General features: G+C 66.5%; 12 protein-coding genes and 2 riboswitches. Of the genes, 9 read left to right on the top strand and 3 right to left on the bottom strand.

The features are described 5' to 3' along the window. Nucleotides 1-124: 124 nt before the first annotated feature. A riboswitch (cobalamin riboswitch) is annotated at nt 125-318 on the bottom strand. Between the two features lie 102 nt (nt 319-420). Next, nucleotides 421-1,119 (bottom strand): (2Fe-2S) ferredoxin domain-containing protein, encoded by a 699-nt coding sequence (locus C7A17_RS10740; RefSeq protein WP_106738025.1) that lies wholly within the window; start codon nt 1,117-1,119, stop codon nt 421-423. 364 nt (nt 1,120-1,483) lie between these two features. Between C7A17_RS10740 and C7A17_RS10735 the strand changes: the two genes are divergently transcribed. The 3 genes from C7A17_RS10735 to C7A17_RS10725 all read left to right on the top strand — a co-directional run bounded on the left by C7A17_RS10735 (nt 1,484) and on the right by C7A17_RS10725 (nt 4,464). After that, on the top strand, nt 1,484-2,818 hold the full coding sequence (locus C7A17_RS10735; protein WP_106738024.1) for a C4-dicarboxylate transporter DctA: 1,335 nt from the start codon (nt 1,484-1,486) through the stop codon (nt 2,816-2,818). A 116-nt stretch (nt 2,819-2,934) separates the two neighbouring features. Continuing rightward, entirely contained in the window at nt 2,935-3,624 is a 690-nt protein-coding gene (locus C7A17_RS10730; protein ID WP_106738023.1) for a FadR/GntR family transcriptional regulator, read from the top strand. A 105-nt stretch (nt 3,625-3,729) separates the two neighbouring features. Beyond that, nucleotides 3,730-4,464, top strand: coding sequence for a GntR family transcriptional regulator (locus C7A17_RS10725; protein WP_106738022.1), 735 nt, complete (start codon nt 3,730-3,732; stop codon nt 4,462-4,464). Between the two features lie 105 nt (nt 4,465-4,569). Here C7A17_RS10725 and C7A17_RS10720 read toward each other — a convergent pair whose 3' ends face one another. Both C7A17_RS10720 and cbiE read right to left on the bottom strand, forming a co-directional pair. Beyond that, complete coding sequence (locus C7A17_RS10720) at nt 4,570-5,295, bottom strand: cobalt-precorrin-6A reductase (RefSeq protein WP_106738021.1); 726 nt, start codon at nt 5,293-5,295, stop codon at nt 4,570-4,572. Continuing rightward, nucleotides 5,292-6,494: a precorrin-6y C5,15-methyltransferase (decarboxylating) subunit CbiE gene (gene cbiE, locus C7A17_RS10715; RefSeq protein WP_106738020.1), complete on the bottom strand. Its 1,203-nt coding sequence runs from the start codon at nt 6,492-6,494 to the stop codon at nt 5,292-5,294. Before cbiE ends, C7A17_RS10720 begins: the two co-directional genes overlap by 4 nt. Before the next feature lie 179 nt (nt 6,495-6,673). Further along, a riboswitch (cobalamin riboswitch) is annotated at nt 6,674-6,856 on the top strand. 93 nt (nt 6,857-6,949) lie between these two features. On the opposite strand from cbiE, the gene cobG reads away from it, so the two are divergent. From cobG to C7A17_RS10685, 6 genes are all read left to right on the top strand, one after another. Further along, entirely contained in the window at nt 6,950-8,260 is a 1,311-nt protein-coding gene (gene cobG, locus C7A17_RS10710; protein ID WP_106738019.1) for a precorrin-3B synthase, read from the top strand. Further along, nucleotides 8,253-8,879: a precorrin-8X methylmutase gene (locus C7A17_RS10705; RefSeq protein WP_106738018.1), complete on the top strand. Its 627-nt coding sequence runs from the start codon at nt 8,253-8,255 to the stop codon at nt 8,877-8,879. The genes cobG and C7A17_RS10705 overlap by 8 nt, the downstream gene beginning before the upstream one ends. Beyond that, nucleotides 8,879-9,619, top strand: coding sequence for a precorrin-2 C(20)-methyltransferase (locus tag C7A17_RS10700; RefSeq protein WP_106738017.1), 741 nt, complete (start codon nt 8,879-8,881; stop codon nt 9,617-9,619). The genes C7A17_RS10705 and C7A17_RS10700 overlap by 1 nt, the downstream gene beginning before the upstream one ends. 220 nt (nt 9,620-9,839) lie before the next feature. Continuing rightward, complete coding sequence (gene cobJ, locus C7A17_RS10695) at nt 9,840-11,498, top strand: precorrin-3B C(17)-methyltransferase (protein WP_106738016.1); 1,659 nt, start codon at nt 9,840-9,842, stop codon at nt 11,496-11,498. 116 nt (nt 11,499-11,614) lie between these two features. After that, on the top strand, nt 11,615-12,388 hold the full coding sequence (locus C7A17_RS10690) for a TylF/MycF/NovP-related O-methyltransferase (RefSeq protein WP_106738015.1): 774 nt from the start codon (nt 11,615-11,617) through the stop codon (nt 12,386-12,388). Nucleotides 12,389-12,464: 76 nt separating this feature from the next. Beyond that, nucleotides 12,465-13,304 carry an AraC family transcriptional regulator gene (locus tag C7A17_RS10685; RefSeq protein ID WP_106738014.1) on the top strand — a complete coding sequence of 280 codons (840 nt, stop codon included), beginning with the start codon at nt 12,465-12,467 and terminating at the stop codon, nt 13,302-13,304. Nucleotides 13,305-13,334: the final 30 nt, after the last annotated feature.

Genomic DNA, 13,334 nt, shown 5'->3' with positions numbered 1-13,334 from the left:
ATCCGATGGAAACGCGCAACAGCAGATGTGGGCGCGCAAACACCCACGATCGGCGTCAACGCCCGCCCACCGCGGGTTGCCAGACTAATGGGGGGCGTCCGATGCGACACGAGTGCGCAATGACAGCAAACCCCAGATTCAGGCCGGTCTCCGGGCTGGCGAGGGTCATGACGTCATCGCCTTCCCATGCGCAGGGCGCACAGTGGCCTGTTGATAACGTCGCTCGCTTACCGTTGCGGGGGCAGCGTCGGACTTGCACCGACTTCCCGTTTCACCTCACGCGCGGCGGCGTGAGACACCTGAATCGGCGCGGATATGACCATCCGACTCCGCTCAAGTCAAGGCACGGGGGCAATTGTGGGAGGCGCTTTAGCGGCGATTGCTCGTAGCCTGGATTCGCCGCAGGCGTAATCCGAGTTGCTAATTGTTGCCCTGCTCATCGATACGCAACTCCGGCAGCGCCCTGCCCGCCACCAGGCGTTCGTCGACCAGGCGAATCACTGCCGCTTCGTCCTTGATGCCATACCACTCGCCCTGTGGATAAAGGCTCGCGGTCGGCCCCAGGTCACAGGGGAACTGGCACTGGCTGCGGGTGATGTGCACCCCGCCCTCGCACTCCAGTTTGCCGGCGGCCTTGAGTCGCTGACGCAGGGTTTTCCACAGGCCCAGCGCGCCCTTGCGCGTGCAGCGTGGGCCGTTGCACAGCAGCAGGCGTTGCGCGTGTGGCGGAATCTGCGACCAGGCGTGGTGCGCAGGCACGGGCGGCACGTCGCTGCAGGGAAGATGCGCCTGACGATGCGCCAGCAACGCGCCTAGACCATCGAGCCAGGTGTCCTCCAGCGCCGTGCAGACCACGAACACCTCAGCCCCGTCACCGCGCTCGGCGATACGCTCGCGCAGCCAGTCGCGATGCGCGGCATCGGCGCGTGGTTCCAGATCGACCACCAGCAACGGTCGCGGCGCCTCATTGATGGCCTGCAACCAATCGTCCTGCTCCGAGTCATGCAGGTGCGCCTCGCCCAACAGCGCTTCGATGCGTTGCTGCAGACGCTCGGCCGACGCCCCACGAGCCAGGCCTGGGCCAATGAACAGAACGAGGGCGTAGGGGGCTTGGCTCATGACGGTCTCCAAAACGGGCCGGGCAGTCTAGCGACAATGGCGCGCCAGTCGTAGCCCGAATGCAATCCGGGCCGCCACACCAACACCCTACGTAGGGTGCGCCGCGCGCACCGCCAGCCACTCCAATCCCGATGCGCAGGAGGGGCTTCAGCCGCGATGGCAGTCCGGTCTTACCAGTTGCTGACTGCCTTCGTATTCCCGTTCGTCGCCACTGCTCATGGCATTCACAGAGAGGGGGTTGTCAGCCCTGGCGATTGCGCATAGCCTGAACTGGTCATACCGGTAATACCATAAAAACAATCAGGCGTTCATTTCCGGGCCTCCGTGCGGGCGTGGATCAACGCGCCTAACGGAGACCCCCGCAATGTTCATGAAACTGCTTCCCCGCTCGCTATTCCTGCAAGTCGTGATAGGCCTGGTGCTTGGCGTGTTGTGCGGCCTCAGCCTGCCGGACCTGGCCACCCAGCTCAAACCCCTGGGCGACGGCTTCATCAAGCTGATCAAGATGCTCATCGCACTGATCGTGTTCTGCGTGGTGGTCAGCGGCATTTCAGGTGCCGGAGACCTGAAGAAAGTAGGCCGCATCGGCCTGAAGTCGGTGATCTATTTCGAGGTGCTGACCACCTTCGCTCTGATTCTCGGGCTGGTGGTGGCCTATGGTTTGGGCCTGGGTTCTGGCGCCAACCTCCATCTCAACGAATTGTCTGCCAGCGATGCCGCGCTCTACGCCAGTCGCACCCAGGAGCTGCACGGCCCGGCGACCTTCATCATGGACTTGATCCCCTCCTCGGTGCTCGGCGCATTCGCCGAGAACAACATTCTCCAGGTGCTGCTGTTCGCCGTGCTGTTCGGCAGCGCGCTGAATCTCGTCGGTGAACAGGCCAGCGGCGTGGCCCGGCTGATCAACGAATTCAGCCATGTGATCTTCCGCATCATGGGCATGATCGTGCGCCTGGCGCCGATCGGCGTGTTCGGCGCCGTCGCCTTCACCACCAGCAAGTACGGCATCGACTCGCTCAAGCACCTAGGTGCCCTGGTGGCGGTGTTCTACGTGACCTGCATACTGTTCGTGCTGATCGTGCTGGGCGGTGTGTTGCGCTTTTGTGGGGTTGGCCTGTTTCCCTTCCTGCGCTACTTCCGCGAGGAACTGACCATCGTCATGGGCACCGCCTCGTCCGACGCCGTGCTGCCACAGATCATGCGCAAGCTCGAGCACATGGGCATCCGCAGCTCCACGGTCGGCCTGGTGATTCCCACCGGCTACTCGTTCAACCTGGACGGTTTCTCGATCTACCTGACCCTGGCGGTCGTGTTCATCGCCCATGCCACCGGTACCGACCTGGCGATGAGCGACCTGATCACCATCCTGCTGGTCTCGCTGATCACCTCCAAGGGCGCCCACGGCATTCCCGGTTCGGCGCTGGTGATCCTGGCCGCGACCCTGACCGCCGTGCCGGCGATTCCCGCTGCCGGCCTGGTGCTGGTGCTCGCGGTCGACTGGTTCATGGGCATAGGCCGCGCGCTGACCAACCTGATCGGCAACTGCACCGCCACCGTGGCCATCGCCCGCTGGGACAATGACATCGACCTGCAACGCGCCCACGCGGTGCTGGACGGCAAACCCGTGCAGGCCAGCGCCGGCAACGATTCCGCCAGCATGCGCGTAGCGCTGCCGCAAGAGAGCGAGGCTCGCGGCTGATGACAACCTGGGCTCGGTCTGCTCTTATCGCCACGGCGCCTGGAGCCCATGGCGGTGAGTGCCGCCCTGCCCGCGCGTGCGGCCGCTCGTATCGTTTCGCTGATTAGGGGGGACCCATGTTTTCTTCATCCAAGCTGGTCGACTCGGTCGTCCGCAAGCTGCTCGAACCCATCGACCAAGGGCTCTGGCCTGCAGGCCAGATGCTGCCGGGCCAACGCGAGCTGGCCGAGCAGATGGCGGTCAGCCGCCCCAGCCTGCGCGAGGCGATCACGGTGCTGGAAACCCTCGGCGTGCTGCGCTCACTGCCCGGCAAGGGCGTCATGGTGCTGGAGCGTCGGGGCGCTGCCCTACCGGAAGTGAAAGCGCCGCCGAGCGCCACCATGGCCGATGTGCTGCAGCTGCGCTATGCGCTGGAGCCGTTCATGGCCGGGCTGGTCGCGCAGACGCTCGATGGCGCCGAACTGAGCCAACTGCGCCTGCTGCTGCTGGATATGCGCGAGGCAGTCGAGGACGGCGACATGCAGGCGCTGGCGGGTGCCTACACCAGCTTCCACCGCAAGCTGGTGGCGCTCACCTCCAACCCGATCTTTCTCAGCGTTTCCAAGCAGATCGGCAGCGCCCTGGAACAGAGCGATCAATTGATGCTGCGCCACCCGGAATACGCCGGGGAAATCCTTCAGGAACACGAGGCGATTCTGCGCGCCATTCGCCGTCAAGACAGCGAGCAGGCCAGCCAGGCGATGCGCCAGCACATCCTCAACGAAGGCACTCGCTTGAACATCAACCTGCGCGTGCCACAGGCATAAACCGCCGCCAACCGGCAGACAAACCCGACAACTTTTTCACCCAGGCGCTACGTGGGTACAGGCGCTCGCCTGCACGCAGCCCCGAACCAGTCGACAGGTGTGATCATGAGTGCAAACGCAGCCGTTCAGCAGCCCATCCAGACCACTCGCCAGGAAAGCAGCGGCGCCAGACTCACCAGCCACTTCGTCTACCAGAGCATCTACACGGCGATTCTGGAAAAACGTCTGATGCCCACTGCCAAGCTGGACAAAGGCACCCTTGGGCGGATCTTCGGCGTCAGTGAATGGACCGTACAACGCGCCCTGACCAGGCTCGCCGAAGAAGGTGCGGTGACCATCGAGCCAAGGCAGGTCGCCCAGGTCAGCAGGCCCAGCGAACGCCAGGCCAGGCAAGTGCTGGAGGCGCGCCTGCTGGTGGAAGCGGAAGTCATCCGCCAGCTCGGCAAGCACCTGGCGGACAGCCCATTGCACGCGCTGCACGCCCTGGTGGAAAACCAGCAGCGCTGCCTGGCAGTTGGCGATAGCGCGGGCCTGATCGAGCAGGCCGGCCAGTTCCACCTGAAGCTGGCGGAGCTTGCCGGCAACACGCTGCTGCTGGAATTCCTCCGCGGCCTGCTGTCACGTTCAGCGCTGAACATCGCGTTGAGCCGGGGTGCGGTCTATTCGGCGCGCACCTGCGAGGAACACCTGGCGCTGATCAAGGCGCTGGAGGCCGGCGACATCCCGTGCGCGACCCAGTTGCTGGTCGATCACCTCAATGGCGTGTTCGACAGGATGTGCTTCGCGCCCACGCCGACGGCCGACCTGCATGCCGCGTTCAAGATCAGACGCACAGCCTGATCAGCCATCGCGACTCCCCCGTAGGGGCGCCGCGCGCACCAGCTGGCCGCGTACATACAGGGTGAGTCAGCTATCGCGCCTCACGCCCAGCAAGCGGCATCCGTATCAGAGCTGCTGCTGGAGCACCTCCCACAATGCCTCCATCTCGGCGAACTCTCGATCCACCTCCGGCAGCGCCGGCCGACGCAGCAGGAGCACCGGCAGGCCCAGCTCGCGGGCCACCTGCAGCTTCGGTTCGGTGGACTGGCTGCCGCTGTTCTTGCTCACCAGCACGTCGCAGGCGATACGGGCGAACAACTCACGCTCGCTTTCCAGGCTGAACGGCCCGCGCGCACCGATCACCTCGGCACGGGTTGGCGCCGGCTCGGCCTGCAGGCAGCGCACCGTCCAATGCTGGTGCGCCGGGATCTCGTGCAAGTGCGCCAGCGGCTCGCGGCCTGAGGTGAAGAAAGGCCTGTTGAAAGGCGCCAGCAGGCGGATCAGATCGTCCCAATCCTCGAACTCACGCCAGTCATCCTGAGGGCCGGCCTCCCAGCCAGGGCGACGCAGCGCCCAACAGGGCACGCCTGCGATCTCGCCAGCACGGGCGGCGTTATGGCTGATCTGCGCCGCATAGGGGTGAGTCAGATCCAGCAGCAGCTCGATGCCTTCATTGGCGATAAAGGCGGCCAGACCATCGGCACCACCGAAACCGCCGACCCGCACGCGGCAGGCCAGGTCGTCCGGCACCCGGCCGAGGCCGGCCAGGCTGTACACCGTCTCCGGGCCCAACCGGCGCGCCAGGCGCAGCGCCTCGGTGGTGCCGCCGAGCAGCAGAATGCGCCGGTTCAAGGTTTGCGCACCGCCAGCAAGGTGATTGGCAGCGCTGCGCGCCAGGTGTCGAAGCCGCCCAGTGGCTGCGCCTGAGCTACGACGAGGCGCAGCAGCTCACCGCCCTGCTGCTCGCGGAAATTCACCAGCGCCGCCTCGCTCTGAATGGTCACGGCATTGGCCAGCAGGCGCCCGCCGGGCTTGAGCGCGGCCCAGCAGGCGTCCAGCACGCCAGGTACGGTAACGCCGCCGCCGATGAAGATGGCATCCGGCGCCGGCAGTCCGGCCAGAGCCTCGGGTGCATGCCCGGCGACCAGCTGCAACCCGGGCACGCCCAGAGCATCGCGGTTGTGGCGGATATGTTCCTGGCGCCCCTCGTTGGCTTCGATGGCGATGGCACGGCAGGCCGGGTGCGCGCGCATCCACTCGATACCGATGGAGCCGCAACCGGCGCCAACGTCCCACAGCAGCTCGCCGGGCAGCGGCGCCAGACGCGCCAGGGTGACCGCGCGCACGTCGCGCTTGGTCAGTTGCCCATCGTGGCGATAGGCGTCGTCCGGCAGGCCGCAGGTCGGCGGCAACAGTTGTGCCCCGGCGTCGGCCAAACACTCCACCGCCAGCAGGTTGAGATCGGCACCACGCGGCAAGTTCCAGCTCGCGGCCAGGCCATCGAGTCGGCGCTCGCCAGGGCCGCCGAGGTGCTCCAACAGGGTCAGGCGGCTGGCGCCGAAACCGCGCGCACACAGGGCTTCGGCCACCTGCGCAGGCGTGTCGCCATCGGCGCTCAACACCAGCAGGCGCGTGCCGGGATACAGACGGGCGTTGAGCGTGGCCAGCGGCCGGCCGACCAGCGACACGACCTCCGCCTCCTGCAGCGGCCAACCCAGGCGCGCCGCCGCCAACGATACCGAGGACGGCGCCGGCAATACCTGCAACTCATCGGCCGGCACCTGGCGCGCCAGGCTGGCGCCGACGCCGTAGAACATCGGGTCGCCACTGGCCAACACGCACACCGCCTCGTCACGCCGCGCCAGCAGCGGTTGCAGATCGAAGGGGCTCGGCCAGGCTTCCCGCTCGCCACTGATGCACGGCGGCAACAGCGCCAGTTGGCGTGGCGCGCCGACGATGCGCGTGGCCGCCAGCAGGGCGCGTCGCGCGGCCTTGCCCAGGCCGGGATAGCCGTCTTCGCCGATGCCGACCAGGGTCAACCAGGGTTTCATCCACCTTCCTCGCAAGTAGCCGACAAGGCGCGTGTCACGGCGCCGGGCAAAGCGGGCATAATAGCGCCTTCGTCGGTGCCCTAGAGTCGATAGAACTCAGTAAAGGGCCTAAGGAAACTCTGAAATAGTCGTCATTCCCGCTCAGGCGGAATCCAGAATCTCAGTACTACCTGGGCTCCCGCCTTCGCGGGAGTGACGGTAAATGGTCGTTTCAGAGCGTCCCCAAGAGGGAACACGGTTCACCGTGGCTGCCCCCGCAACTGTAAACAGCGAGTCCAACGCAATCGGCCACTGGGTAACCGGGAAGGCGCGGCGGACGAAGACCTGTCAGCCAGGAGACCTGCCGACGAACGCTGGTCGCGAGTGCCAACATCGGGCGGGGTGTACCGATGCCATGGAGTCCCCTATGGGATTTCGCTGGTTCGGTCGCCGCGTCGTTATCCACAGGTGACCGCTTGCCTACATCCGTCCGCCCTTCCGCCTGCCCCGGCCTGCTGCGCATCGTGCCTGCGCTGGATGGCGGCATCTGCCGGGTCAAACTGCCCGGCGGCGTGCTGCGCAGTGCACAGGCGCGAGCGATTGCCGAAGCAGCGCGGCAGCATGCCAGCGGTGTGCTGGAGCTGACCAACCGCAGCAATCTGCAGATTCGTGGCGTACTGCCCGGCCAGGAAAGCACACTGATCGACGCCCTGCTCGGCGCCGGCCTCGGCCCGCGCGTGGCAAGCGCCGACGACGTGCGCAACCTGCTGCTCAGCCCCGCTGCCGGCCTCGACCCACAGGCACGGATGGACGTGCGCCCGTTGGCCAATCAGTTGCTCGACCTGCTGCAGGACACCCCGGCGCTGCACGCCCTATCACCCAAGTTCGCCCTGCAACTGGATGGCGGCGAAACCCTGGCCATGCGCGAACACCCGCACGACCTGTGGCTGGCCGCCGAAGACAAACAGCACCTGCTACTGGGCCTGGCCGGCTGCCCCGTCGACGCGCCGCTGGCGCGAGTCGAGGCGACTCAGGCGGTCGAGCTGGTGCGTCAGCTTCTACTGCTGTTCCTCGATTTGGCGACGCCCGAGCAATCGCGCATGCGCCAATTACTGGCACAGATCCCAACCGACGAGTTGCTACAACGCCTGCAGGCACGCCTGGATTTCACCCTGCAGGCACCTGCGACGTGGCAGCCTGCCGCAACGATCAGCCGCTCGCCGGCTGGGATTTATCCACAAGCGCAGAGCGGCCTGTGCATGATCGTCGCTGGCGCGCAACTGGGGCGGCTGCATGCCGAACAACTGCTGGCGCTGGCCGAGTTGAGCGAGCGCCACGGCGACGGCGAACTGCGCCTGACACCCTGGCAAGGCGTGCTGCTGGGCAATGTGCCGGAATCCGCCAGCCGTGAGCTGTTGGCCGCACTAGGCGAACTCGGCCTGCTAATTCACGCCGACGAGCCGCTGCTCGGCCTGGTTGCCTGCACCGGCTCTACGGCCTGCGCACGCGGCCTGGCCGACAGCAAACACCACGCCCTGCACCTGGCCGAGTTGCTGCGCGAAAGCGGCGCCCGCCCGCAGGTGCACCTCAGCGCCTGCCCGCGCAGCTGCGCCAGCGCTCGGGTGCAGCCCTACACCTTGCTGGCCAGCACACCCGACCACTACCAGCTCTATCAACGCACGCCCGAGGCGCCCGGTTTCGGCCGCCTGCTGGCGCCCGCCATGACCATCGACGAAGCCGGCGCCTGGTTCGCCCGCCAACACCCCGCAGGAACACCCGATGCTTGATTACATCCGCGACGGCCAGGAAATCTACCGCCGCTCCTTCGCCACCATCCGCGCCGAAGCCAACCTCGACAGCATCCCCGCCGACCTGGAAAAACTCGCCGTGCGGGTGATCCACGCCTGCGGCATGGTCGATGTGGTGGAAGATCTGCGTTTTTCCCCCGGTGCCGGCGCGGCCGGTCGTGCGGCGCTGCTGGCCGGCGCGCCGATCCTCTGCGACGCGCGCATGGTCGCCGAGGGCATCACCCGCCCGCGCCTGCCAGCGAACAACAGGGTGATCTGCACCCTGCATGACGCTGGCGTGCCGGAGCTGGCCCGCGAAGTCGGCAACACCCGTTCGGCGGTGGCCCTGGAGCACTGGCGCGAACATCTCGAAGGCAGCGTGGTGGTGATCGGCAATGCCCCTACCGCGCTGTTCTACCTGCTGGAAATGCTCGACACCGGCGCGCCGAAGCCGGCGCTGATCATCGGCATGCCGGTGGGCTTTATCGGCGCGGCAGAGTCGAAAGATGCGCTGGCCGCTGACAGCCGTGGCGTGCCCTACGTGATCGTCCGCGGTCGCCGCGGCGGCAGTGCCATGGCGGTGGCCGCGGTCAACGCACTGGCCTCGGAGGTGGAGTGATGGCTGGCCGTCTGCTTGGCCTCGGCGTCGGCCCCGGCGACCCCGAGCTGCTCACCCTCAAGGCACTGCGCCTGCTCAAATCGGCGCCAGTGGTGGCCTACTTCGTGGCCAAGGCCAAGCACAACGCCGGCCATGGCGGTAATGCCTTTGGCATCATCGAGGAACACCTGGACGCCGCCCAGCAGCGCCTGCCGCTGGTCTACCCGGTGACCACCGAGAAGCTCGCCCCACCGCTGTCCTACGAGGACGTGATCGCCGACTTCTACGACACCTGCGCGCAGCAGATCGCCCAGTTGCTGGACGCCGGCCAGGACGTGGCGGTGATCTGCGAAGGCGACCCGTTCTTCTACGGCTCCTACATGTACCTGCACGACCGCCTGGCCGAGCGCTACGAAGTGGAAGTGGTGCCCGGCGTGTGCTCGATGCTCGGCTGTGCCTCGGTGCTCGGCACCCCGCTGGTGTATCGCAACCAATCGTTGAGCGTGCTCTCCGGCGTGCTGCCGGAAGACGAGCTGGAACAGCGCCTGCGCGACGCCGAAGCGGCCGTGGTGATGAAGCTCGGGCGCAACTTCGACAAGGTGCGCCGCGTGCTGCGCAAGCTCGGCCTGGACGAGCGCGCCCACTACGTCGAGCGGGCGACCATGGCCAGCCAGAAGATCGTGCCGTTGGACGAGGTGGAGCCGATGGATTCCCCTTATTTCTCGATGATTCTGGTGCCCGGACAGAAATGGCGGGGGTGACACGTCATTGTGGGAGGGGCTTCAGCCGCGACAGTCGCCGCTAAAGCGCCTCCCACACCTAGAAGCCCGAACATAGTTTATGGATGGTGCTTCACCCACCCGCCACCGCGCTGGTGGATGAAAAAATCGTCATCCACCCTACGCCCGAAGCCCGAACGTAGCCCGGATGCAATCCGGGAAACCCATTCCCCGGATTGCATCCGGGCTACAGGATTTGCCCATGAACATCGTCATCCTCGGCGCCAGCGCACTGGCCACTGCACAACGCCTCAAGGCGCTTTATCCACAGGCCGTGATCCATGGCCTGCGCGGGCGCGCCGATGGCGCCGAGCGCCACTACGACGAGTTCGGTGAGCACTTGCGCGCCCTCTATCGCGCCGGTCAGCCGCTGCTGGTGCTGTGCGCTGCCGGCATCGTCATCCGTAGCCTGGCCGCGCTGTTGGCGGAAAAAGGCGCCGAACCGCCGGTACTGGCTCTGGCCGAAGAGGGCAGCGCCGTGGTGCCGCTGCTCGGCGGCCTGGCCGGAGTCAACCGCCTGGCCCGTGAGATCGCCGCACACCTGGGCGTGACGCCGGCCATCACCACCAGCGGCGAACTGCGCTTCGGCACCTGCCTGCTGGAGCCACCGGCCGGTTATGCGCTGGCCGACCTGCAGCAGGGCAAGCGCTTCGTCAGCGACCTGCTCGGCGGCGAAACGGTGCGCATCGAAGGCCAGGCGCCCTGGCTGGAAGCCGCGCAGTTGCCTGTGGATAACGCCGCCAGCCGGGTCATTCACATCACCGCGCAGGCACGCCCAGCGCAAGCAGACGAGCTGCTGATCCACCCGCGCTGCGCCGCCGCGCTGATCGAACGCCCCGATGCCGATCTACCGGGTCGCCTGCAGCAAGCTTTGACCGCAGCCAACCTGGCGCCACAAGCGCTGGCCGTGCTGCTGGCGGACAAAAGCTGGATGGCCAACGTCGAGCTGCACGCCATCGCAGCAGAGTTGAAACTGCCGCTACGCTTTATCCACAGCACATCCGAACTGCCGCCCGAGCACCATGCCGGCGATGGCTTGCGCCTGCTGCTAGATGAACGGCCGCTGGATATCGAGCACCTCGGCCAACGCCGTGGCCGCCTCAGCGTGGTCGGCCTCGGCCCCGGTGCCGCCGAACACATGACCCCCGCCGTGCGCCGCGCCCTCGACGAGGCCGAAGACCTGCTCGGCTATGACACCTACGTGAAGATGGCCGGCCCGCTACGCGCCGATCAATGCCTGCACCCCAGCGACAATCGCGAGGAGCTGCAACGCGCCGCCCACGCCTTCGAGCTGGCCGCCACTGGCCGCCGGGTGGTGATGATCTCCTCCGGCGACCCCGGCGTGTTCGCCATGGCCGCCGCGGTAATGGAGGCGCTGGAAAGCCCACAGAACGAGGCCTGGCACAGCGTAGAGCTGGAAGTGCTGCCGGGCGTCTCCGCTGCCCTGGCCACGGCTGCCAAGGCCGGCGCACCGCTGGGTCATGACTTCTGCCTGATCTCGCTATCGGACAACCTCAAGCCCTGGGCGGTGATCGAAAAGCGCCTGCAGCACGCCGCTGCCGCTGACCTGGCCATGGCCTTCTACAACCCGATCTCCAAGGCCCGCCCCTGGCAGCTTGGCCGCGCACTCGACTTGCTGCGCCAGCACCGCGCGCCAGAAACCCTGGTGGTACTCGGCCGCGACATCGGCCGCCCCGCCGAGGCGCTACGCAGCCTCACCCTCGGCGAGCTGACGCCGGAGATGGTCGACATGCGCACCCTGGTGATCATCGGCTCCAGCCAGACCCGTCGCTTCCCCCGTGCCGACGGCGGCGAGTGGGTGTATACGCCGCGCTGGTATCCGGCGCTCAGCACCGACTAAGGCAAAATCACATCATAGAGCTGGTGCTGCTAAAGCCACTCCATTAACGTACCGCCGGTTCGAGGCCTGGATACCTGTCCGTGGTCTCACTACATGGATATGCCTTGGAGAGGCGAATGGCGATCAATTGGTTATCGCGACTGCGTTTTCTGTTCAACAAGGCCGCAGGCCGTATCGATAGCAAACTCAATCTCGACGATATCGAGCGCTATTGGAATTACCCACGGACGGGCGATGCCTACCTGGAGGCCTACCAGCACTCCCGGCGCCTCACTGCCTCCAGCGACGACCTGGCCAAGCAGATGCGCTTTCATACGCTGATGCAGGCAGTGCAGCGCGTAGCCAACGGGCAGGTAACCGGCGATATCGCCGAGTGCGGCTGCTGGCGCGGTCACTCCAGCCACATGATCGCCAGCGCGCTGGCTGCCAGCGCCTGGTCGGGCCGCTTCCTGATCTTCGACAGTTTCGAGGGCGGCCTTTCCGACAAGACCGCGCAGGATCGTACGCAACTGGGCGATACCAGCCCGGAAGAAACGCTCAGGCAAAAACTCCTGTTTTCATCCAATCAGGAGGCAGTGGCCGATGTCCTCAGCCCCTTTGACTTCGTCGAGCTGCACAAGGGCTGGATTCCCGAAGTCTTCGAGCAGGCAGCGGATCTCGCTTCCCGGCGCTTCGCCCTCGTGCACATCGATGTCGACCTGTACGCCCCGATCCTGGCTTCCCTGCGCTTTTTCGGCCCGCGCATGAGCGAGGGCGGCGTCATCGTGGTCGACGACTATGCCGCCAGCCATTTCCCGGGCGCCACGACCGCTGTCGACGAATTCATCGCCGAGTACCCACCCAGGCTGGCCCTGGCGGGACAGACCGGCGGCATGCTGTTGCTGTACTAGCCCTGCACAAACCTTCTAGCTCTGCGCGTCGAACGCGCTAAGCTCGGGTGTTCACAGCAGCGACGGGCAGCAGGCGATGAACGCGCACTCATGGGTCGACCTCAAGCAGGATGCCGATACCGGCATCGAGGTGATCCGTGCGCATTTCGAGGGCCATGCCTATGACCCGCACTGGCATGACAGCTACCTGATCGGCTTCACCGAGCAGGGTGTGCAGCAGTTCCATTGCCGCCGCGCGCTGTTCAGCAGCGTGCCGGGGCAGACCTTCTTCCTCGAGCCCGGCGACATCCACGACGGCCATGCGCCGGCGCCGGGCGGCTTCACCTACTCCACGCTCTATCTCGAACCGGCCTGGCTGCAGCGCGCGCTGCCGGCGCTGTTCGAGCAAGCCCCTGCCGACTGCCTGCCCGGCGTGCCACGCACCCAGCCGGATGACCCCGGCCTGCTGCCGTGCATCGCCAATGCCCTGCAGGCGCTGAGCGACAGCGAGCCGCGCATGGTGCGCGATGCGGCGCTGGATGCGCTGCTGGAGCGCATCTCGCGCAGCCTGCATTGGCGCCAGCGCCTGCCAGGCAATCCACAGATCGCCAGCGTGGCCCTGTGCGCCCGCGACTACCTGCACGCGCACTTTCACGAGAACATCGGCCTCGACGAGCTCGCGCGGGTTTGCGGCGTCGACCGCTTTCGCCTCTGTCGCGCGTTCAAGGCCGCCTTCGGCATCGCACCGCACGGTTACCTGATCCAGCTGCGCCTGGTGCGCGCCCGGCGTCTGCTGGCCCTAGGCACGACGCCAGCGGACGTCGCCAGCGACCTCGGCTTCGCCGACCAGAGTCATTTGGGCCGCTGGTTCCGCCGCGCCAACGGCGTCACCCCGGGCGCCTACCGCAGCCTCTGCACAAAGCTTCAAGACCACTGAGCGAGTGAGCCGGACAATCGCGCCATAGCC

The sequence above is a fragment of the Pseudomonas mendocina genome, from assembly GCF_003008615.1.
Lineage (GTDB): Bacteria > Pseudomonadota > Gammaproteobacteria > Pseudomonadales > Pseudomonadaceae > Aquipseudomonas > Aquipseudomonas mendocina_C.
Note: the sequence above shows the minus strand (reverse complement) of the source record. Positions and strands in the feature narration are given on the sequence as shown.

What these genes read in the sequence shown, in the direction of transcription:
- C7A17_RS10740 (WP_106738025.1), bottom strand. Translation starts at nt 1,119, where the DNA reads ATGAGCCAAGCCCCCTACGCCCTCGTTCTGTTCATTGGCCCAGGCCTG.
- C7A17_RS10735 (WP_106738024.1), top strand. Translation starts at nt 1,484, where the DNA reads ATGTTCATGAAACTGCTTCCCCGCTCGCTATTCCTGCAAGTCGTGATA.
- C7A17_RS10730 (WP_106738023.1), top strand. Translation starts at nt 2,935, where the DNA reads ATGTTTTCTTCATCCAAGCTGGTCGACTCGGTCGTCCGCAAGCTGCTC.
- C7A17_RS10725 (WP_106738022.1), top strand. Translation starts at nt 3,730, where the DNA reads ATGAGTGCAAACGCAGCCGTTCAGCAGCCCATCCAGACCACTCGCCAG.
- cbiE (WP_106738020.1), bottom strand. Translation starts at nt 6,494, where the DNA reads ATGAAACCCTGGTTGACCCTGGTCGGCATCGGCGAAGACGGCTATCCC.
- C7A17_RS10705 (WP_106738018.1), top strand. Translation starts at nt 8,253, where the DNA reads ATGCTTGATTACATCCGCGACGGCCAGGAAATCTACCGCCGCTCCTTC.
- C7A17_RS10700 (WP_106738017.1), top strand. Translation starts at nt 8,879, where the DNA reads ATGGCTGGCCGTCTGCTTGGCCTCGGCGTCGGCCCCGGCGACCCCGAG.
- cobJ (WP_106738016.1), top strand. Translation starts at nt 9,840, where the DNA reads ATGAACATCGTCATCCTCGGCGCCAGCGCACTGGCCACTGCACAACGC.
- C7A17_RS10690 (WP_106738015.1), top strand. Translation starts at nt 11,615, where the DNA reads ATGGCGATCAATTGGTTATCGCGACTGCGTTTTCTGTTCAACAAGGCC.
- C7A17_RS10685 (WP_106738014.1), top strand. Translation starts at nt 12,465, where the DNA reads ATGAACGCGCACTCATGGGTCGACCTCAAGCAGGATGCCGATACCGGC.